Origin of the sequence: Streptomyces sp. NPDC051987 (assembly GCF_040680735.1) — a bacterium.
Lineage (GTDB): Bacteria > Actinomycetota > Actinomycetes > Streptomycetales > Streptomycetaceae > Streptomyces.
Genome location: NZ_JBFAXI010000055.1, coordinates 36,626 through 55,881, shown reverse-complemented (window position 1 = coordinate 55,881; position 19,256 = coordinate 36,626). Strand labels below are relative to the sequence as shown.

The 19,256-nt window shown below is 69.1% G+C and carries 23 protein-coding genes; 2 read left to right on the top strand and 21 right to left on the bottom strand.

The annotated features are described in order from the left end of the window. Positions 1-461 precede the first annotated feature (461 nt). A complete protein-coding gene (locus tag AB0M11_RS26725; protein ID WP_365709737.1) occupies positions 462-695 on the top strand; it encodes a helix-turn-helix transcriptional regulator in 234 nt (77 codons plus the stop codon). A 148-nt stretch (positions 696-843) separates the two neighbouring features. Here the strand turns inward: AB0M11_RS26725 and AB0M11_RS26720 are convergent, their stop codons facing one another. The 4 genes from AB0M11_RS26720 to AB0M11_RS26705 all read right to left on the bottom strand — a co-directional run bounded on the left by AB0M11_RS26720 (position 844) and on the right by AB0M11_RS26705 (position 2,856). Then, on the bottom strand, positions 844-1,053 hold the full coding sequence (locus AB0M11_RS26720) for a hypothetical protein (RefSeq protein WP_365709735.1): 210 nt from the start codon (positions 1,051-1,053) through the stop codon (positions 844-846). Beyond that, positions 1,050-1,241, bottom strand: a complete 192-nt coding sequence (locus AB0M11_RS26715; protein WP_365709733.1) for a hypothetical protein — start codon at positions 1,239-1,241, stop codon at positions 1,050-1,052. Before AB0M11_RS26715 ends, AB0M11_RS26720 begins: the two co-directional genes overlap by 4 nt. Continuing rightward, positions 1,238-1,606, bottom strand: a complete 369-nt coding sequence (locus tag AB0M11_RS26710; protein WP_365709731.1) for a hypothetical protein — start codon at positions 1,604-1,606, stop codon at positions 1,238-1,240. Before AB0M11_RS26710 ends, AB0M11_RS26715 begins: the two co-directional genes overlap by 4 nt. 65 nt (positions 1,607-1,671) lie before the next feature. Next, a complete protein-coding gene (locus tag AB0M11_RS26705) occupies positions 1,672-2,856 on the bottom strand; it encodes a helix-turn-helix transcriptional regulator (RefSeq protein WP_365709729.1) in 1,185 nt (394 codons plus the stop codon). Between the two features lie 120 nt (positions 2,857-2,976). On the opposite strand from AB0M11_RS26705, the gene AB0M11_RS26700 reads away from it, so the two are divergent. Next, entirely contained in the window at positions 2,977-3,534 is a 558-nt protein-coding gene (locus tag AB0M11_RS26700) for a flavoprotein (protein ID WP_365709727.1), read from the top strand. A gap of 334 nt (positions 3,535-3,868) precedes the next feature. Here AB0M11_RS26700 and AB0M11_RS26695 read toward each other — a convergent pair whose 3' ends face one another. The 17 genes from AB0M11_RS26695 to AB0M11_RS26615 form a co-directional block, all read right to left on the bottom strand. Then, complete coding sequence (locus tag AB0M11_RS26695) at positions 3,869-4,189, bottom strand: hypothetical protein (protein ID WP_365709725.1); 321 nt, start codon at positions 4,187-4,189, stop codon at positions 3,869-3,871. A 29-nt stretch (positions 4,190-4,218) separates the two neighbouring features. After that, the gene (locus AB0M11_RS26690) at positions 4,219-4,632 is read right to left on the bottom strand and encodes a hypothetical protein (protein WP_365709723.1); all 414 of its coding nucleotides are present in this window, start codon (positions 4,630-4,632) and stop codon (positions 4,219-4,221) included. 13 nt (positions 4,633-4,645) lie between these two features. Beyond that, the gene (locus tag AB0M11_RS26685; RefSeq protein ID WP_365709720.1) at positions 4,646-4,996 is read right to left on the bottom strand and encodes a hypothetical protein; all 351 of its coding nucleotides are present in this window, start codon (positions 4,994-4,996) and stop codon (positions 4,646-4,648) included. 14 nt (positions 4,997-5,010) lie between these two features. Then, on the bottom strand, positions 5,011-5,922 hold the full coding sequence (locus AB0M11_RS26680) for a GH25 family lysozyme (RefSeq protein WP_365709718.1): 912 nt from the start codon (positions 5,920-5,922) through the stop codon (positions 5,011-5,013). Next, positions 5,922-6,767: a hypothetical protein gene (locus AB0M11_RS26675; RefSeq protein WP_365709716.1), complete on the bottom strand. Its 846-nt coding sequence runs from the start codon at positions 6,765-6,767 to the stop codon at positions 5,922-5,924. Before AB0M11_RS26675 ends, AB0M11_RS26680 begins: the two co-directional genes overlap by 1 nt. Before the next feature lie 82 nt (positions 6,768-6,849). Further along, positions 6,850-7,047 carry a hypothetical protein gene (locus tag AB0M11_RS26670; RefSeq protein WP_365709714.1) on the bottom strand — a complete coding sequence of 66 codons (198 nt, stop codon included), beginning with the start codon at positions 7,045-7,047 and terminating at the stop codon, positions 6,850-6,852. Positions 7,048-7,067: 20 nt separating this feature from the next. After that, positions 7,068-7,622 (bottom strand): hypothetical protein, encoded by a 555-nt coding sequence (locus AB0M11_RS26665; RefSeq protein WP_365709712.1) that lies wholly within the window; start codon positions 7,620-7,622, stop codon positions 7,068-7,070. Positions 7,623-7,633: 11 nt separating this feature from the next. Continuing rightward, positions 7,634-10,501 (bottom strand): hypothetical protein, encoded by a 2,868-nt coding sequence (locus tag AB0M11_RS26660; RefSeq protein ID WP_365709710.1) that lies wholly within the window; start codon positions 10,499-10,501, stop codon positions 7,634-7,636. Between the two features lie 91 nt (positions 10,502-10,592). Then, on the bottom strand, positions 10,593-11,105 hold the full coding sequence (locus AB0M11_RS26655; RefSeq protein WP_365709708.1) for a hypothetical protein: 513 nt from the start codon (positions 11,103-11,105) through the stop codon (positions 10,593-10,595). 4 nt (positions 11,106-11,109) lie between these two features. Then, complete coding sequence (locus tag AB0M11_RS26650) at positions 11,110-14,862, bottom strand: phage tail protein (RefSeq protein WP_365709706.1); 3,753 nt, start codon at positions 14,860-14,862, stop codon at positions 11,110-11,112. 156 nt (positions 14,863-15,018) lie between these two features. Next, positions 15,019-15,426, bottom strand: coding sequence for a hypothetical protein (locus AB0M11_RS26645; RefSeq protein ID WP_365709704.1), 408 nt, complete (start codon positions 15,424-15,426; stop codon positions 15,019-15,021). A 10-nt stretch (positions 15,427-15,436) separates the two neighbouring features. Further along, the gene (locus tag AB0M11_RS26640; RefSeq protein ID WP_365709702.1) at positions 15,437-15,844 is read right to left on the bottom strand and encodes a hypothetical protein; all 408 of its coding nucleotides are present in this window, start codon (positions 15,842-15,844) and stop codon (positions 15,437-15,439) included. Positions 15,845-15,850: 6 nt separating this feature from the next. Next, entirely contained in the window at positions 15,851-16,297 is a 447-nt protein-coding gene (locus AB0M11_RS26635; protein ID WP_365709700.1) for a hypothetical protein, read from the bottom strand. Next, positions 16,297-17,049 carry a hypothetical protein gene (locus AB0M11_RS26630; RefSeq protein WP_365709698.1) on the bottom strand — a complete coding sequence of 251 codons (753 nt, stop codon included), beginning with the start codon at positions 17,047-17,049 and terminating at the stop codon, positions 16,297-16,299. The genes AB0M11_RS26635 and AB0M11_RS26630 overlap by 1 nt, the downstream gene beginning before the upstream one ends. 1 nt (position 17,050) lies before the next feature. After that, the gene (locus AB0M11_RS26625; protein WP_365709696.1) at positions 17,051-17,509 is read right to left on the bottom strand and encodes a hypothetical protein; all 459 of its coding nucleotides are present in this window, start codon (positions 17,507-17,509) and stop codon (positions 17,051-17,053) included. 6 nt (positions 17,510-17,515) lie between these two features. After that, a complete protein-coding gene (locus AB0M11_RS26620; RefSeq protein WP_365709694.1) occupies positions 17,516-17,890 on the bottom strand; it encodes a hypothetical protein in 375 nt (124 codons plus the stop codon). Positions 17,891-17,892: 2 nt separating this feature from the next. After that, the gene (locus AB0M11_RS26615) at positions 17,893-18,960 is read right to left on the bottom strand and encodes a hypothetical protein (protein WP_365709691.1); all 1,068 of its coding nucleotides are present in this window, start codon (positions 18,958-18,960) and stop codon (positions 17,893-17,895) included. Between the last annotated feature and the right edge of the window lie 296 nt (positions 18,961-19,256).

Below are 19,256 nucleotides of genomic sequence, written 5' to 3'. Positions count from 1 at the left end.
GGGGACGGAGGCGGACGGGAATCGAACCCGTTTCTTGAGCATACTGTGACCTGCGACGATGCTTCTAACTCGGACAAATAGTTCCGTTTCGATACTCCTGGGTTCCGCTGGGTACCTCTGGATTCCCCTTGGTTTGGCCCGGGCCAAACGGCGGGGCGGTGGCGGCCCAGGCGTGGCAGGGGTGAGTGCAAACCGGCGCACACGTCAGAGCCCCCCGGCTGCGAGGCAGCCGGGGGGCGTGCGACCAAGCCGCCGCAGCCTGGGGGGCGAGCGGCGGCCGGCCGATCCGTGGGGGGTGATTCCACCCTGCGTAGCGGGTGCCCCGGGATCAAGATCTTTGACTTTTAGTCACTCGAACGTGCGTTTTCTCTGTTTCGGTCTTGCGGTCTGGCCGGAAACCGCACTCACGATGTACCAGGGATGGTACAGACATCGATCACGGCTCCCACCAGCGTGTATCCGTGCCACTCGATCCGCTGCCCGACTGGGTACTCACCCGCCGCCGGGCCATCGGGGATGCGATCCGCGCGGCACGCGAGAGGGTGAAGCTCTCCCAGGAGACGCTCGGCGAGCTGACCGGCATCGACCGCAAGACGATCAACCGGATCGAGCAGGGCGCATACCCCACGGACATTGACCGGCTCCTGCTGATTGCCGATGCCCTGGCTGTGCCTCTCGCGGACCTGGTCCGCTGAAGTGGGCCGCCGCCGGGCCAGGGTGTCCGGCGGCGGCCCGCCGGCCGCCCGTGCGGGGCGTCGAGGCGGCCGCGGCCCCGGTGGTCCTGGATCACCTCACCGGGGACCTGACCGGACCCGGCGCGCCGTCTGCACCGGGACCGGAGCTCTACCACGTCACGCCGACGAAGTCCGCAGGTAGCCGCTTGCCGACGTAGTGGTTGGCGTGCTTGATGCTCGGGCCGTGGCCAGCGGTGCGGGTGCAGAACACGCGGAGACTGGGGTGCTTCGCCCCGCACAGGCCGGCTGCGCGGAAGCCGGAGCCATCCGCGGCCTCGGTACGCGCCCTCGTGGCTGCCTGGCGTTCATGCTTCGTCATATCCGCCTCCGCTGCTTGCTCAGTGCCTGCCACACCCGGACCAGCCGCTCCACCTCGGGGCACTTCTGGAAAGTCGCCCGGTCGCCCTCCCATATCGGCTTGCACCGCGGGCACGTCACGCTGTGCTCGTGGACCACGATGAACGCCGCCTGTGCCGGAGTGGGTACCGGCGTCAGTGCCGCGCTCACCGCGAGTACTCCTCGACCAGCAGGACGAGCGCGGCCGCGGTCTCACACTGGCTCGCGTCGTCCACGCACTGCTCGCAGCACGCGGCATGACTCCGCAGTGAGGCGAGGGCCATGTGGGCCACGCAGCGGGGGTGCGCGCTGGGGAACCAGTCGCCGCGCTCCGAGGTCCGCTGACCGAAACGCACGACTGTCGTCGGGTCGAAGCCGAACGCGTCGTGGACGCAGGTCAGGCCGCGGCGCTGGGCGTCGGTGAGCTCGTCGACGTCAGGGAAGTCGAGCAGGGCGAGCGCAGCGTCGAGGGTTGGGCTGCTGGCGGTCTCGCTCGGCATCGGTCTCGCCTCCACGGTCACGGTGATCCGTCTCACACCAGTGACCGTAGAAGCTGGGCAACCCCGGAACGCTCACAGATCTGTGAGCGCTGTGAGCGCGCCTACAAGCCGACCCACGCCGCCATGTAGTTCAGGGTGTCCGGAGTCCGCCGCGCGGTGTGCACCAGGCCGCGGATCGTCTCCCTCGCACCCGGGTGGTAGCGGGTCTGCTCCGGGGCCGCCTTCCGGGCCTGCACCAGATGCTCCAGCGCGGCGTCCGTGTGCCCGGTCTCCATCTCCGTGCGCGCCTGGTCGATCAGGAAGTGCGCGCGCCGCGACGTGGCGACCGAGGCGGGCAGCCGGATCCGGCGGGCCTGCTTCAGCGCGTTGTCGTACTGGCCCATCTCCACCGCGGCGGACATGCGGTGCATGGCCACGTTCGCCGGCCCGAAGCTGAGCCAGTGGATGTCGGAGGCGTCCCCGATCCGTTTCGCGATCTTCCGGGCCTCCCCGATGTGCTCGACCACCGCCGCCACGTCGTCCGCGCGGGCGGCGATGACGGACCCGCCGAGGTGCAGCTGGCCGGCGACCGCGAGCGCCTCCCGGGATTCCTCCGCCTGCGCGACGACGTTGTGGCCGGCGGCCACGAGCCGCTGCCCGATCGTGTATTCGCCCTCCCGGAAGTAGACCAGCGCCCGCATGTACTGGCGGACGGCGCCCAGGCACGGGTCGGAGGCGCGTTCGGCGGCCCACGCCATCCGGTCCAGGGCGACCGCAGACAGGTCGTAGTAGCCGAGCTTGACGGTGATGTCGTGTGCGGTCCGGTAGGTGGAGGCGAGCGCGCGCCACAGTTCCGTCGAGGGAGTCGCCCAGGCGGTGTGGGTGAGTTCGGCGATCGTGCCGGGGAGGGCGCGGGCTGCGTTGCGGAGGTGGGTGGCGCGGACTTCGGCGCACAGCCGGTCGGCGGCCGCGACGAGTTGGGCCGCCGGCCGGGCGGTCAGGTCCGGGTTCGCCCCGAGGTCGTACAGGTCGAGGGCTTCGCGGATCGGGCGCACGAGTTCGGCGAGCCGGTCGCGCTGCAATTCGGTCACGTAGGGCTGTCCGGTGAGGGTGGTGACGTCGACCTTCAGGGCGTGCGCGACCGCGGCGACGAAGTCTGCGGTGGCGGGGCGGGCGCCGCATTCGACCTGGTTGAGCAGGCTGTACGAGTAGGGGATGCGGTTGGCGAGTTCGCGTTGTGTGAGCCTGGCCAGTCTGCGCTGCTCGCGGATGCGGGTACCGGTGTGGTCGTCGTCTGGTGAGGGCATACTGGTCTCCTCGTTCCTTGCTCCCACTTGGAACGGTACTCGCGCCCGACGCGTGGGACAGGCAGTCCGCCCCCGACTCCTCCTGGAGCGGGGGCGGTTGCATGTGATCCACTGCCGGTCATGACCTCGACTCTGTACCTGTTCGGCTCCGCTGCGCCCCCGGTCTTCGACATCGCCACCGTCATCCGTGACGCGCAGGCCCGCGGCTTCGACGTCTGCCTGGGCCTCACCCCCACCGCGAACCGGTGGCTCGGCGACCAACTCCCGGCGCTCGCCGAGCTGACCGGGCACCCGGTGCGCTCCGAGTACAAGCTGCCCGGCGAGCCCGACGTGTGGCCCAAGGCGGACGTCATCCTGCTCGCGCCGGCCACGTTCAACACGGTCAACTCCTGGGCGGCCGGGATCACCCGGGACTTCGTCGTCGGTGTTGTCGCCGAAGGCATCGGGAAGCGGATTCCGATGGTGACGATGCCGTGCGTGAACGCCGCGTACGTGCAGCATCGGGCGTTCGAGCGGTCCGTGGCCGACCTGCGGGAGATGGGCGTGCAGGTGCTGTACGGGGAGGGCGGGTTCGTGCCGAACCAGCCGGGATCCGGGAAGCCGAAGGAGTATCCGTGGCAGCTTGCACTCGACGCGGTGCAGTCGATGGTGGACGGGAAATCGGCTGAACCAGCATGAGTGTGCGGCTCTGCTGATCTCTAGACTTGGGGTATGCCCCCAACCCCTTCGGCCGCTGGCCGGGCGCGTCCTGCTGCGGTCGTGAATGAGGCGATCCGCTCGCTGGTGTGGGGTGCCCGGAATCGGCGGTGGACGCAGGCGGAGCGGGCCCTGTACGGGGAGCTGCGGGATGAGTGGGTGTCGGCGGTGCAGGCCGACATGACAAAGGCCGCGTGACGGCCGACCCGGGCCGTATTCGTCAGTAGGCTGACCGTGCTGGCTCTGATCCCGGTGGGTCTACAGCATGCCCCCGGGTGGTCCCCGGGGGCGCCCCGCCGTGGTCCCGCCGCAGCCGTCAGACTCCAGTTCGGTTGTACTCCTCCACCAGCGGATGCGGCGGCTCCGGCTCAATCCCCGCCCGCGTCATCTGCCGCGCCCACCGGTCCATCGTCCACGAACACGCCCGCAAAATCGCCTCCAGCCGGGACATCCGCCCCCGCAACTGGCCGTTCTCCTCATCGACGCGTTCCACCGTCGCCTGCAAGATCTTGAAATCCTCGGCCTTCGCCGCCGGAGCCGCAGCAGCCGTCGCCTGAGCCGCCTGAGCAGCCGCCGCCGCCCGCGTCCCCCTGTACGTGAACCAGCCCGTCACCACCACACCCAGCAGCGTCAGCACCCCACCCGCGAGACCCCACCAACCGCCCATCAGCGTCTCCCTTCCACCACCGCGACAGGCTCAGGCGGCACCCGCGAGGCGCACCAGATCACCCCGCAGTGCGACGTCATGTACCAAGCGAACACCCACAGCCCGCGCGAGTAGCCGTCCACCAGGCCGCCCCACGCGTAGGCGAACGCCCACAGCGTCGGCGGCACCGAGGCGGCGACGAACCCCCACACATCCCGGGCGAACGGCCACCACGCGGAGCAGAACGTCACCACGCCGGCGAGGATCCACACGGACGCCCAGCAGTGCAGTGGTGCGAAGTGCGTCAGCAGACCCAGGCCCGCGACCGACGGGGGTGCGACGATCATTCCGGCGCCCCAGCAGACTTTGCCGGCGCCCATGAACACGAGGAAGGGCCCGCGGCGGCCGAGCCTGCCGGAGAACCAGCGTGCCACCCGGGCCCCCACCTCACGCCGCCGAGACGGGCTGCGAAGACGGGACTTTCGCCGTGACCTGCGTCCGTACGAACATCGCCACCGCGACCTGAACGAGGCTCAGTACGACCGCCTGCTGGTCCGCGGACCAGTGCAGCCCGAACCCGACCGCCAGGGCGAGCGAGGCCTGCGCGAGGCCGTAGATGGGTGCGGCGAGCGCGTCGTGCGCCATCACGGCGACGAGGAGGCCGACAGCGGCCGCGGCGACGGCGTTGACGACGGCCTGCTGGTCGGCGGTGATGCCGACCCCGAAGGCGGCGAGCAGCTTCACGGCGACCGCGACGAGTGCGAGCCAGGCGGCCGGTTCTCTTCCGAGGATCTTCATGGTGTGGTGCTCCTTCAGCTCTGGGTGCTGGTGACGCTGAGGCTGACGTGGATCGACTCCAGCTCCTGCCGCAGCTCGGCGACGATCGCCGCCGGGTCGATGTCGCCGAGCCCGGCCGCCAACTTGGCTACCGTGTCGACGAGCGCCGAGTTCGTCTTCGTGAGCGCGGCCAGCTGCGTCTCCAGCGACCGGACGCGGGCGTTGGTGTCCTTCAGGTAGGACTGCGGCTGCCAGGTGGGGTTGGTCTTGATGTCCGGGGCGTCGGTGGGGGCGGCGATGTCGTCGACCTTCCACACCGCGTCGTGGACGTCCTGCTTGGTCATGCCCGCCATGGGGTCCTCCTCGATGAGGCCGCGCGCCCACGCGGCGAGCGCGGCGCGGTCGGTGAATGCGGCGACGTCGTGGTCGATGTCGTTCGCGGTGCTGTACTGGTGGAACGTCCACGCGTAGTTGATGCCGGGCTGTCCCGCCGGCTTCCCGCCGGTGGCGATCCACAGGAAGTCGCCGCAGGTGGACGTCGTGTCGACGTTCAGCCAGTAGTCGGTGTTGCAGTACATGCCGACCCGGTGGCTGGGCAGCTTGCCCTTGACGTAGGCCAGCCAGGCGTCGCGGTAGGCGATCTGCCGGGCCTTGGGCACGCCCTTGTTGGCCGCGTCGTAGCCCTCCCAGTCGAAGACGATGACGTCGCCTGCCTGGATGGGCGCCTTGCTCAGAAAGTAGTCGGCTTCCGCCACGGGGCTGTTGGCCATGTGCGGGTAGTGGTAGAAGCCGACGACGAGCCCGGCGTCGCGCCCGCGCTTGGTCTGCGCAGCGAGGAGCGGGTTGGTGTACGACAGGCCCTCGGTCGCCTTGACGAAGACGAAGTCCAGGCCGCTCGTGCTGTAGGTCTCCGGCTGGTAGGCGGAGACGTCCACGCCGTGGATCATCACAGTCCCTTCGCGGTGAGCCATGCCCGGGCGGCGAGCGCCATCGCCATGTCCGGATCGGCTGGCGGCGGAGTGGGGGTCGGCGTCGGGGCGGCGCCGAGCAGGTGCGGCACCGTGACATCGCCCTGCGCCTTCAGCAGCGCGGTCATCCCCTTGCCGGAGATCCACGCCCGGCCGTCCAGGCCCCACGAGGTGTCCCAGGAGTTGTCGATCCACACCCGGTCCTGGTCCGCGTCGAACTGCCGCGACAGGTACTCGTGTCCGCCGGCCACACCCGACTTGGGGTCCACGACGATCTCGCCGTCCGGCTTCGGGTCGAACATCGAGTTGTACCAGACCGTGCCGAAACAGACCGGGCCCGACTGGAGGGCGGAGACGGCGGACTTGTAGGTGAAGGCGTGGTCGTACTTGTCGGCGACGCCGAGCATGACGAGGCCCTTGCCGAGGGTGAGACCGTCGCTGCCGGTGTCGTCCGGCTCCCACTGGCCGGGGTAGCTGTCGATGCGGGTGAGGAGCCGGTAGAGCTGGAGAGCGAAGTCCTCGTCGAGGTCCCAGGACTCGCCAGCCTTGAACTCGCCCTGGGTGTCCGTTTTCTGGACCACCGTGCTGGCGGCGCCCGTGTAGCCGAGGGAGTCGCAGGCGAGGTACTCGGTGCCGGTGTTCGGGACGCAGGAGCCGACCTGGCCTTGGTTGAGGATGGGGATGTGCCGTTCCCAGGTGACCGACTTGATGGCGGTCCTGGGCATCGCTGGCAGGGCGTAGGCGGCGCTGCGGGGGTCGTGGCGGACGTGTCGGCCGAGCCGGTAGCCGCGGTCATGGGTTTCGGGGATGCGAGTGATGTTCAACGCGGGTCCCTTCCTCGGCCGGATGCCGGAGTTTCGCTACGACTCGTAGCGTAAGTCCCCCGGCTATGAACCGCTCCTCTGATCAGACGTTCGTGATGACCTGCTCGTACTTCTGCGCCACCACGCTGGCGATCCCCGCCGTTCCCGCCAGCTCCGCCCGGACCGCATTCACCACGTCCAACTCCTGCACCACAGCGCCGTCCTGGTTGACTGCGGCGATGTTCACCGACACCAGCGGCTCACCCGAGCTGTTCTTTCCCGTCACCACGTAACTGGGCATGACAAGCCTCCATTTCCTGCTCAGGCGACCCTGAGCACGTCGAGATACGAATCCGTGTACACCGTCGTCGCCGTCGCCGACGACGCGTTCTGAGCCCACGTCAGCGCAAACGTCCCCGCGCTGGCCGCCGTCCGCAGCGTCCCGTACAAGAACACCCCCAGCGGCGTCCCCACCCCCAGACAGCCGTACGTACGCGTCGCACCGATCGCGGTCGTCTCCAGGCGGATGTTGTAGCCCCACGTCGACACGACGTCCTGCTGCGTGCCGCCGCCGCCCGTAGCCGACGTCACCGTGATACCGCCGCCGTGACCGCCCCACGTGCCCAGCGCCCCCGTCGGCACACTGAACCCGACGATGATGTCCGCGGCGGCCAGCCCGTCGTAGGAGAGCCAGCCGTGGAACCGGTACACCGCGGACGCGGCCACGTCCAGCTGAAGGTGAGGGTCCGCGGCCGGCGTGGTCGTCGCCGAGCGCCCGGTGTCCGCGGACTTGCGGAGCGTCTGCGTCTGCATCGACCGCAGCAGACTCGCGGTCAGCCGCTGCCCTGCGGCCGGTGTCGGGTATGCCTCAGGCACGCGTGCCTCCTCTACAGGGCCAGATAGGTGGGGTAGGCGAGCCGGATATCCTCACCGGCCGCATGGCTCTTGATGACGCCGTTCATGGAGCGGGTCACCGTGAACGTCTGTACGTTGACCAGCCGCAGGTTGTCGTAGAACACGGTCACCGGCAGGACGTTGGTGTTCAGCGACGACAGGATCGAGCGGACCCCCACCGACCCCGGGTCCGTCAGCGATGCGTCGACCGCCGTCGCATGCCACGCCCCGGGCTCCGCGCCGGTCAGCGGCCACGCGCGGGCCCGGAGCGTCGCCCCCTGCACCTGGAACCGCAGTCCGAAGAAGGTGTTCGCGGCGTGGGTGCCGGGCACGGTGACCGACGCCAAGTCCGTCTGCACGCCGCCCACTCGTTTCTCCAGGGTCAGCGTCAGCGTCTGGTCGGTGTTGAACGCCAGCCGGGCGAGGAGGTTGTTGTTGGTGTCCAGGTAGCGGGCCACCAGGTGCACGTAGTGCGGGCCGCCGGTGGCCAGCACGCTCGAAGCCGCCTCCACCCGCACATCCACATCCGCGTACGGGGACGCGGTCACGCAGTACCGGGAGACGTTGATGCTCGTCAGCGAATGCTGCCCCTGGCCGCCGGCCACGGAGTAGTCCGCCGCCGCCCCGCCGGCAGTCGACCACGTCTGCCCGGTGTCCGCGGCGCCCCAGCCGTTGGAGACGGTCCGGCCGAAGGTGTCGGCGATCTTCGGGGTGACGGCGGTGACCCGCATGACTTCCCCGGCGGCCCGGACGTCGAACGGCAGATCCGTGGGGTCGAGGGTCCACAGCATGCTGATGTCCGACGTGGGGACCACGTCGATGCTGGTGTCGGCGGTGCCGAGCGCCGACAGCAGCTGGGAGCCGTCGGTGTCGATGCGGGCGTTGGTGTCGAGGTAGGCGAGGTACGAGTACGGGGAGGCGGGCTGGCAGGTGAATGTGATCCGGTGCTGGAACGCGTTCACTGTTTCTTCCCGGCCGAGGATCAGCTGGTCGATGCTGTCCGTGCCCAGGAACGACGGCGGGTTGATGACCTGCACCCGGTCGCCGATCCGCAGCGCGAGGATCGCCCGCCGCATGTCCGGGGTGATGCTCGGATGCTGCAAGAAAACGCTGATCTGCGGGTAGCGGGCCTCGTTCACCGTGCCGAGATGCACCCGCCACGCCGCCTGGTCCAGCAGCGTGCCCGTATCCGACGACGCCAGATTCAAAGCGAGCGGCGAATCCGCGTTCGCCCCGTACACCCCCACCCCCGCCGGCGGCGGAGCGGTCCCCAGCGCGCTGGTGGTGTCCTCGTAGGTCGCCGTCACCCCGCCGACCGACACCACGACCTTGTTCGCCAGGTACCGGTCGTCCTCCACCGGTGTGGGCACCTCGCTGAGGTTGGCCGCGGTGTAGTTCAGGGTCAGTGCGACGTCCTGGTTGTACAGGGAGGCCCTGGTGCGGTAGCCGAGTCCGAGCGCCGTCTGTGACTCGTACAGGAGGCCGCCATCAGCGGTGACGCACTCCTGCATCAGCGCCAACGGATTGGATTTGCCCTGCGCGCCCATCGCCACGGTGTCGTCCAGGTCACCCACCCACTCGAAGGGGATGCCCTGCTCACCGCACAGTCGCTGGATGCGGCGCCCCGCGCTCTCCCCGATCGGATTGAGGCGGACGCCGAGCGCGTCGATCGCGGTGATCGCTGTCTCGATCGTGCAGTGGCCGACCGCCACACCCGGCAGGAACGCGGTGCCAGGGCTGACGACGCTGCGAGACGCCGGACCGAACTGCACCTGCGTCACCCTCGTCAGACTGGTGAGGGTCTCGGTGTCGGACACCGAGTAGACCCGGCCGGTCGCCACATCACGCAGGCGGATAGCGCGGGTGATGCTCGTCCCGGACTCCTGCAACTCGATGGAGACGTACAGGAGGCGGCCGCGGACGTCGAGGGTGTGGGGCAGGAGAGCACCCAGGTTGGTGCCGTCGTCCGCGCAAGTCCGCAGCACCAGGCTGTTCGGGGCGTCCGTGGTGCTGTAGTACAGCTCCCAGAACTGGGCCGCTCCCACCGAGTAGTCGACCTGATCGAACGCGCACAAAACCTTGTAGTTGGCCAGCCCGGCCGTCGGGATGTAGGCGAGGAAACGCACCTGGGTCGCGGTCGGATCGCTGTAGGCGCCCACGCCGCCGGACAAGGTCGCGGCAGTGAGGTCGGGCAGCGGGTCCGTCGCGGCGAGACTGCTGTACGACGCCAGGTTCGCGGTCCCGGTCCACGTCATGGGCGAGCCCGCCGGGATCCCGGACGCGAGCTGTGTGGAGCCGGTGGGGTCCTCCATCGGCCAGTACGCGACGAGGTTCGAGCTGGCCGGGCTGGCGATCGCGTTGTAGATCACCGACCGGGCGGGGGCCGGGCCCTGGGCGAGGCGTTGCAGGAGTCCGGCCGCCGTGATGTCGACCCACACGTCGGTGCCGGTCGGGTCCCACGACGGCGGGAACTTCGGGACCTCGCCCCAGATGCGGTAGCTCTTGCCTCCGAGGCCGTCGGGCACCGACACGCGGATCGGCTGGTTGCGGCCGATCAGCCCGTACCAGACGCCCATCGGATTGCGGGGCGTGAACCGGCCGTCCTGGTTCTTCACCGGCAGGGCGGCGGTGGCCTGTTCGGTGGCGTTGCCCTCGTCGCGGATGCCGTGGGTGATAGTGATGTTGCCCTGGTCGTCGCGGACCATCACGTACGAGGTGATGTCGGTCCAGACGCCGTTGATGAGCATCTCCACCTGTACCGGCAGGCCGTTGGAGGGGTCCCCGGACGCGCCGGCGAGACCTGGCAGGCCGTTCATGCGGCGCTGCCAGGCCATTAGCTGCGGGGCCAGTCCGTGGGGCATCGGTCACCCGTCCTTCGCGCGCCAGCGGTCGCGCCGGTTGTTGGCCTGCTCCTTGCGGGTGGCCCACCGGAAATTTCCGTGGGTATGGCATCTACTCATCGAAAGCAACCCAACAAGTCATGTTGACCGCTGCTCCGAAGGTGCACCGCACCCGCAGGAACTTCGAGATGGCGATGATCGGCCGCTCGTCCGGCATGAACTGATAGAAGTAGTTCAGATCCAGAGCGCCCGCGGTCGGCGGGATCAGCTGCGCGTCGAACGTGCGCGTCGCCGTCACGGTGCCTTCCGCGCTCGCGGTGTATCCGGTAGCTGAGGTGCCCAGCGTCATCAGTGAGGCCGGAGCGTTCGGGTCGAGGGGCTGCACGCCGCTCGCGACGTGCGCCGTGACAGTCGCGGCGACATCGGTCTGGATGAGTTCCACCTGCCCGGCCGACGCGGGCACCGCGTCGAGGGTGAAGCCCCAGCTGATGAGCTGGATCTCCCGCGTCGATGGCGTGGCGATCTGAAGCATCGTCTTGATCGCGGTGCCCGTGGTCACCTTCTGCTGGGCCGCCGCGGTCGGAGCGGGCCCGTTGTACACCTTGTAGCGATGGATCTTGATCACTCCTTCATGACGAGCGGCCCATGATGGCCACCTGAACGTTGCCGCCGCGCACCCGGACGAACTGGCGCAACTCCCGCGCGAGGAACTCCGAATACCGGCCCCCGTCGCCAGCCCGGATCTCCAGCACGATCGGCTCCCGGCCCGCAGGCCCCTGGAAACCCCCGGCCGGCGCGGCCGCGCGACGGGAGCTGTTGAGCATCGACGCCCACGGCGCCTGGGCCTCCGCCAACTTCCGCCGCGAGTCCGGGTTCGACCACACCCGCGACCCCGCCGGCAGATCCAGCAGCTCCGGGCCGTGCTCGCCCACCCACGTCAGATCCGACCGCAGACCGCCCGACGCGGCCGCGCCGACGATCCCGCCCGAGGCTTTCCCCTTCAGCGCCTTCGAGATCAGCTTCTCCATGGTCTTCGCCAGCGAGGCCATGGCCTTTTCGAGCCGCTCCTGCTGGTGGGTGAGCTTGTTGACCGTGGCCGTCTGGTCCTTGATGGCCTTCGCGTACACGCTGTCGGCGGTCGTCTTCCCTGCGGACCCGGCCGCCGAGTTGATCTGCCCTTGCAGGCTGTTCAGGGAGGAGATCTCCGACGGCGATGCGCCGAGCAGGGCGCCCGCGGTCTCTAGGCCGCCGCCGCTGATACCGGCCTCGCCGATCTGCTGGATCAGGCTGGCCGACAGGCCCTTCGCCTTCAGCTGCTTCAGTGCGTCGGCGAACGCGACGGCCTTGTCCCGGTTGTCGGTGAGGCCGCCCATGATCGATGCGACCGTGGGGGTGGTCCCGGATGTGCCGGAGGTGATGTTCGCCGACGACAGGATCCCGGACTTCACCGACGAGGCGAGCTGGCTGCTGGCGTCCTTCAGGCTGTTGAGCTTGTCCTTCGCCGACGCCAGCGACCTCGTCACCGAGTTGAGCTGCTTCTCGTAGCCGATCAGGCTCTTGCCGACGCTGGACAGCCGGTGCAGCAGCGACGACTCCGTGTGCCCGTTGAACGCGGCCCGGATCTGTCCGGCCACGCTGTTGAGTGCCGACACCAGCGACGACATGTTCGACGGCGCGCCCAGCGACCTCTCGAACGGCGTCCGCTGATACCCGGCCATCCGGCCGAACGAGGAGATCCCGAAGCTGCCGCCGAGCTGGCCGCGGGCGTCCTTCATCGCCTGCGACATGCCGCCCTTCGCCAGATGCGCCACTGGCAGACGGCCCTCGTTGATGGCGTCCATCATCTTCACGCCGTACTTCCGGACGGCGGCGGCCTTCACCACGTACTCGGTGTTCGACACCGCCGCCACCGCACCCGACCCCATGAAGCCGAGGATGCTGTCCGACGTGCCCGAGCCAGGCCCCTGCACATAGCCACCGTCTGGGAACGCCTGCACGCCGCCGCCGGCCGCGTACCCGCGGATCCGGCCGCCGCGCGCGTACTTGCCGCCCTCGTGGTAGACGGAGCCGCCGGTAGTGGACGTCTTCGTGATCACATAGGTGGTGGCGGTCTTGCCGTTGAGGCTGGAGATCGCGCGGGAGACGTTCAGGATCTGGCTGAGGGCGCTGCCGGTGGCCGCGCTCACCCTGACGCGGCCGTCTTTGAGGTGCTGGACCTTGTAGCCGAACGCCTGTAGTGCCTGCTCGGCCGACGACGACAGGGTCTTCAGGGTGACGCTCTTGGCTCCTGGCGTGCGCTTCAGGGCTGAGTTGAACGCGTTGACGCCCGCGATCGCGTCCTCGGTATTCATCTTGACCTTGGCGGTCTTGTCCGGGATCTTCAGGATCTGGCTGGCGAGCTGCTTCGCCTGGGACGCGGACAGGCCCATCGCCTCAGCGTTCTTGATCAGCGCCGAGCGGCCCTTGCTGTAGATCCCGTTGACCGTCTCCCAGTTGGACCCCGACTCCCGCGCGCTCGCCGCAGCCGAGTCGGTCTTGTCCGCGAGGTCTTGCAGGGCGGACGCCGCGTCCCGGGCCTTCTGCGAGCTCAGGTCGAGGACACCGTGGTTCATCGACAGCGCGCCGGCGTTCTTCTTCGCCGCGTCCGCTGCGTCAGAGATCGCCTGGTTGAACGCGATCATCCCGCCCAGGCCCTGCCGGTTCACGTCGTTCAGGGCCTGAATGGACTGCCGCAGGCCGTCCGCCGACGCCTTCTGTGCGTCGAGCTTCGCCGACGTCTTCTGCGCTGCATCCCCGAACAGACCCATGGACTGGGCGGCGAGCTTCTGCTCCAGCGCCTGATCCGCCAACGCCGACTTGTAGTCGTCCAGCTTCCCCTTCAGCTCCTTGCCGGTCAGGCCCTGCTTCTCCATCGCCTTCGCGAGGTCGTTGAACGCGACCTTCGCGAGATCGGCGTGACCGCCCTTCACCATGTTCGCCAGCGCCTTGTCGACGCCGTCCAGGTCGTCCTTCGCCTTGGCGACCGGCGTGGAGTCCATGCCGACCAGGCTCACGAGGAACTGCTGCACCTTGTCCAAGTTCGACGGCCGCGACAGCGTCCGCAGAGAGTCGGCTAGGCCCCCCAGATTCGCCCCGTAGACGCGCAGCGCCTCCCCCGACACCTTCCCGCTCCGGCCCAGATTCGTGATGGCCGTCGTCATCCGGTCCACATCGGGCGGCGCGCTCTTCCCGATCGACGCCAGCTTCGTCAGCACCAGCGCCAGCGCCGCAATACCCGCCACCACCACCGACGCCCTGGCGGTCGTCCCCAGCGACAGGAACGCCGCCTTAAGTCCCGCCAGACCGCCGCCGGCCGCCACCGACGCGGCCTGCAGCGCCGCGACCTTCCCCGCCAGCGTCGCGAACCCGCCCGCAACCACGCCGACGCCCGCACCCGCCAGTTTGATCAGCTTGACGGCGGCGTACACCTGCATCAGGTTCCCGATGAGCTGCGGCGGCACTACGGCTACTAGCTTCGCGAACGCGTTGACCAGGCTGAGCATGCCTGGCCCGGCCTCCGAGGCGCCCTTCGCGATGTTGCCGAGGGCCTGCACCAGGTTCGACAGCAGCTCCTTGACCGCCGGGCCCTCGGCTTTGGCGTACGCCATGAACTCGCTGATGGGGCCCTTGGCGTTGCCCTCGGACATGACCCGGATGAAGTGGATCGCGCTGTCCGTCGCGTTCTTGAGGCTGCTGTTGGCGAAGTCGGAGACCTTCTTCGACAGCGCATCGAACCCGGCTGTGTTGACCGCTCCGCCTGCGACCTTCACGAGCCGGTCCAACTGCGTCGACGTGGCCGCGACCATCGGTGTCAGCTTCGGGATGATCGCGCCGAGCACCGCGAAGGAGTGCTCGACCGGGGCCATCGTGAACTTCGCCGTGGAGTCCGAGAACGAGTGAAACGAATCCCGCAGATTCGAGTACGCGGCCGCCGCCCGCTGCGTCGCCGCCGGCATGCTCTTCAAGGTGTCCGCGACGAATTGCTGCGCCTGCACAGCCTGCTTCGACCCGGCCCCGTACTTGGTGACCGCAGCCGTGTACTTGTCCTGGGCGTCCGCCGCGTTCTTCAGGTTCGCGATCTGCGGGACGACGGCGGCCCCGAACGCGGCCACCGCCACCCCGGCCGCGCCCGCCTTCACCGCGATCGGAGCCAGCGACGCCGCGACCGGAACGGCGGCCGGCGCCAGCGACAGCAAGGTCGCCTTCATGCCGACCATGGACTTGGAGAAGATGTCGGCCTGGCGGGCCGTGCCGGCGAACCGGCCGTCCATCGTGCGCAGCCGGCCGTCAATGTCGCGGAAGCCCGCGGCCGTCTGGTTGTTGACCCGCACTGTGATCGTCACGTCGTCAGACATCGCCCACCTCCTCCCCTCTGTCGCGGCCGCCGCCGAGTTCCTCGATCGCCACGAGGCGCATCAGTTCGGTGTCCTCCTCCAACAGGGAGGACAGGGTGTAGCCCGGGAACCTCTCCAGCAGGCCGAGGAGGTAGCGGGCGCGTTTCAGCTCGCGAGGCTCTCCGACAGTGCTTCCATCGGGACGGACTCCACCAGGGACGGCTCGCCAGAGGGCGAGCTCTGCGGCAAAGGGTCGGCGTCGTGGACCCCCAGGAGCTGCTGCACCCAGGCGTTGTTGAAGGCGAGGACCAGGTCGTGGTCGATGAGGAGCGCGCCCTCCTTGGTCGCCGGGACCGGCTGCCCGTCCTCGTCTTCGACGTTCCAGGACACGAGGTGGTCGAAGAAGCGGTGGAGGGTCGAGCCGGGGGCCTGGTCGCCTTCGCCGCCGTCGAAGCCGAGGGCTTCCATGTACTCGCCGAGAGTCATGCTCCTCACGCGGGCTTCGGCGCCGTGGAATTCGTGGCCTTCGGCGAAGCGGATGGTGAAGGTCTTGACCTTTGTCTTGTAGCCCATGCGTTGCTCCTCAGGCCCAGGTCGGCACGGTGCCATCGGCGAGCGAGCCGGGCGCGGACCAGGTCAGCTCGCCGCTGTTGGCGCGGGTCAGCTGGTAGTCGGAGAACAGGCACTCGAACGCGAGGGTGACGCCGTTCACCGTGTTGGTGCACGTCCGGTTCACCGAGGTGCTGGGAACGGTCTTGAACACGTCGTGGGACAGGCCGGTCGCCGCGTTGAAGACGCCGTTGTAGGTGACGCTGACGTCGGCCAGCAGCAGCAGCCGCTCGATCGCCGACTTGTCCACGCCGGTGATTTCCTGCACCCCGCGCGGGGTGGACAGCTGCCAGTTGGTGATGTCGTTCTTGATGTCCTTGACGGTGCCCGACGCATCGTCGACCGACAGGACGCTCTGGCCGAGACCTGAAGCCTTCGCCATGGGTGATCACCCCTTCTCGATCTGGTCTGCAATCGCCTGCTGATGCGTGGCGAAGTCCTCAACCCAGTCCTGCGCGCGCTGGTGCAGGCGCGCCCGGGTGCCGCGCGGGTTCCCCCGGAAGTCCCCGTCGCGGACGATGTACAGCGGCGGCCGGTCGATCCGGGCCCGGTGCTGCGATACGCGGAAGCACGACTGCCCGGCCTCGAACACGAGGTAGGTCTGGCCCTCGGCGACGTGCTCCTCGCGGTAGCGGCGCCCGGACTGGCGGGCGGCCTTCACCAGGTCGTCGGTGAGGGCCTCGACGTGCACGCGCCAGCCGTTCAGGTAGTGCGGGCACTTGACCTCCGCGCACGTCGCTGGGCGGAAGTGCGTCGACAGCGGCGCCTGCATCTCGTACGTCTTGTACGCGGCGGCGCCCATGAGCGGCTGCGGCCGGGACAGTTCGAAGGGCATCAGAACACCACTCCCGCAACCTCGTTCTTGATCATGTTGACGGCGAACGCCATCGACGTGAAACCGCCCGTCGTCACCGTCACCGCCCGCACGTACCGGCGGATGGTCGCCGTGTTCGTGAGCGCGACCCGCTGCGAGAACGGAGCGGCCGTGACCTGCGTGAACGCGAAGCTCGCAACGTCAGCGAACGTGCTGTTGTCGGCGCTGTCCTGGATCTTCACCGTCGCATCGGTGCCGGTGAACGAGAACACCTGCAAGTAGGCCTGCCCACCGAACGACGCTGAGGCGGTGGTGTCGATGCTCGCGCCGTTCGTGGCCGCGGTGTCCGTGCGCACGCCGGCCGTCAGCTGCTTGCCCCACTCGATGCCGTAGCCGTTGGACTGCGCGCTCACGGCGAACGTGAGCATGCCGTCCGCGCCGCGGGTGGGGTCGTAGTTGACCTGCTTGCCCACCAGCGATGCCGCCGGGTTGCCGAGGGTGGTGCCCCGGCAGTACGTCATGATCACATCGGTGCGGGGCAGCGCGGCGAGCTTCTCGTGCGTGCCGCCGGTGACCGCGACGTGGTTGAAGTACGTCGTCATCTCGAACGCCCCGGTCCGCAGACCACCGATCCGCTCATAGGCGCTCTTGTTGATGCCCGTCACGTCCAGCAGGGCCGGACCGCCGCCGATCTGCTGAAGCTGCTGAATATCGCCGGAGGCATCGAACCCGGCGATGTACAGGTTGTCCCCGAGGCCCGAGGATTTCGCCACGTCAGGCCACCTCCGTCCACACGTCGTTCACGATCAAAGGAATGGTCAGCGTCGCCACCCGGTACGTCGTCGAGTCGAACCGCGTGAACCCGAACGCCGCCCCGAGCGGCGCCCCGTGCGCACCGAACACATCGACGTTCCGCACCGCCCCGCCGAGCGTGAAGTCACCGAACAGCGCGGCCAGCAGCTGGTCCACCGCGCTCGTCACCTGGACATCGACGTCGTCCTGCGGCTCGCTGTCGGCAGGCATGAACACCCGGCCGGTCAGCTCAAGGCGGCCGGTGCCCGCGGCGAGCCCGGAGCCGGCGGGGACGGTGCCGACGCGGGCGACCCACACGGCGTAGGTGAGGCCGCTGCCGGGCGCCGAGACAGGCTCGTGGCCGACGACTTGCCCGAACAGGCCGAGGGCTTGGGCCTGCGACATGTGCGCGGCCCGGTAGGTGAGGAGGTCAAGGGACACGGGCGATCACATCCGTCCCGTGTAGCGGCGCAGCAGGCGTTCGCCGATGCCCTGCTTGCGCTCATTCAGCTGGTGCCGGGTCTTGATCCAGTGGTCGTAGCCCTTGAACCGGGTGACGGGAAAGTTGCGGGAGCCGACCCCGGCGAGCCATGGCCCGTAGACGACCCGGGAGTCCCAGATCTTGCGGCCGTCGACGACGACGCACCGGGACTCGTAGTAGCCGGTGGGGTGCTTGAACACGGCCCGCATTTCGGCCTTGAGGATGTTCAGGCCTTCCTCGGCGAGCTGGCGTTCGAGCCGATCGACGTACTGGTTGGCGAGGGCCTGCGCGCGCCCGTCGAAGATGGGGCCGGAGCGGTGTGTAGAGACGTCGAGGAGCATCGCTACACCGCCCTCTGGCGGGCCTTGCGGCCGTAAGCCTGATACGCGCTGTCCCGCAGGTCCGCGAGGCCCCGGCCGGACGTCTCCCGCTCGTTCTCCCCGGAGCCCGCAGTCCGCGCGTACCCGGAGCGGCCCTGCAGCAGGTCCGTGACGGTCTCGGCGACGCACAGCTGCCGGATCGGGCCCGGCGGCTGCCACACGCTGATGCTGGTGCCGTTGGTGTGCGTGGCCGCGGTCGTACCGAGCGCGCCGCGGGTGACGACAAGGGTGCGGGGGGCGTAGATGGTGGCACCGAGGGTGTGGGCGGCGATCGTGGACCCGTCCCAGGCGCGGCGGACGGTCAGCTGGTTCCCGGCGATGTCCTCGATGAGGATCCGCTCGCTGTCGATGAGGATGGTCTCCCCGGCCGCGAACGCGGCCCCGCTGGGGACGGTGACGGTGACGGCGTTGTTCTGGTTCGTCAGGCCGGCCGCAAGGGTCTGCCCGGTGTCGAGTTGCTGCCGGTCGGTGACGATGAACCGTTCGGAGTCGACCCGCAGGATGCTGCCGACGCCGACGGCGGCCGCGGTGGCCCCGTTCACGTCGATGCCGGTCTCCGTGGTGTCGAGGGCTTCGACGAGTGCGCCGGCGGCGGCTTCCGTGTTGCGGTAGCCCCACAGGCCGGTGATGGCCACGTCGCGCTGCGGTGTGGAGCTGACGCCGAAGCTGTAGGGCAGGTCGCGGCGCAGCTCCAGCGACTGGTAGGGCGGCCCGGAGTTGACCGGCTCGAAGTTGCAGGCGTTCAGCGGGATGGTGACGCCGCCGGAGGTGACCAGCGTCGGGATCGCCGCCAGCTCCCACTGGTCCAGCCACAGCCGCCACGGGTAGGCGTACTGGAAGTTCGGCCAGTCGAAATAGCGGGTGGCGGTGACCGGGGCGAACGTGCGGTTCATCAGCCCGTCCACCCGCCGCGACGCGTCCTCAATCGCGCGGTCGATCCGCGCGTTTGAGCGCGCCGTCTCCTTGACGTCGAGCTCGGCCTTGATCTCCTCGCGGGTGGCGTAGGCGATGCCGTCCTGTGTGCTGCCCATGGTCACCTCCTCCCTGTTGGCGTACGGACGCGTTCAGGACTCGTCGGAGTTACGGGAGTCCGCCGTACGACCCCGGCCCTTCTGCGACCCCGTCGAAGAGCCCTGCCGGCGGGGTCGGGCGGACCCAGTCCCGCGGGTAGGACCATCCGTCGAATTGGCAGAAGAAGGTGCCGGGTTCGCTGGGTGGTCCGGGCTGGAGGGGTTCTCCGTCTCGGGGGCAGGCGCTGGGTGGTCCGACGACGTTGGGGTCTCGTTCGAACTCGGCTCGTGCTTGGCGTCGGATGTCGAGGAGCTGG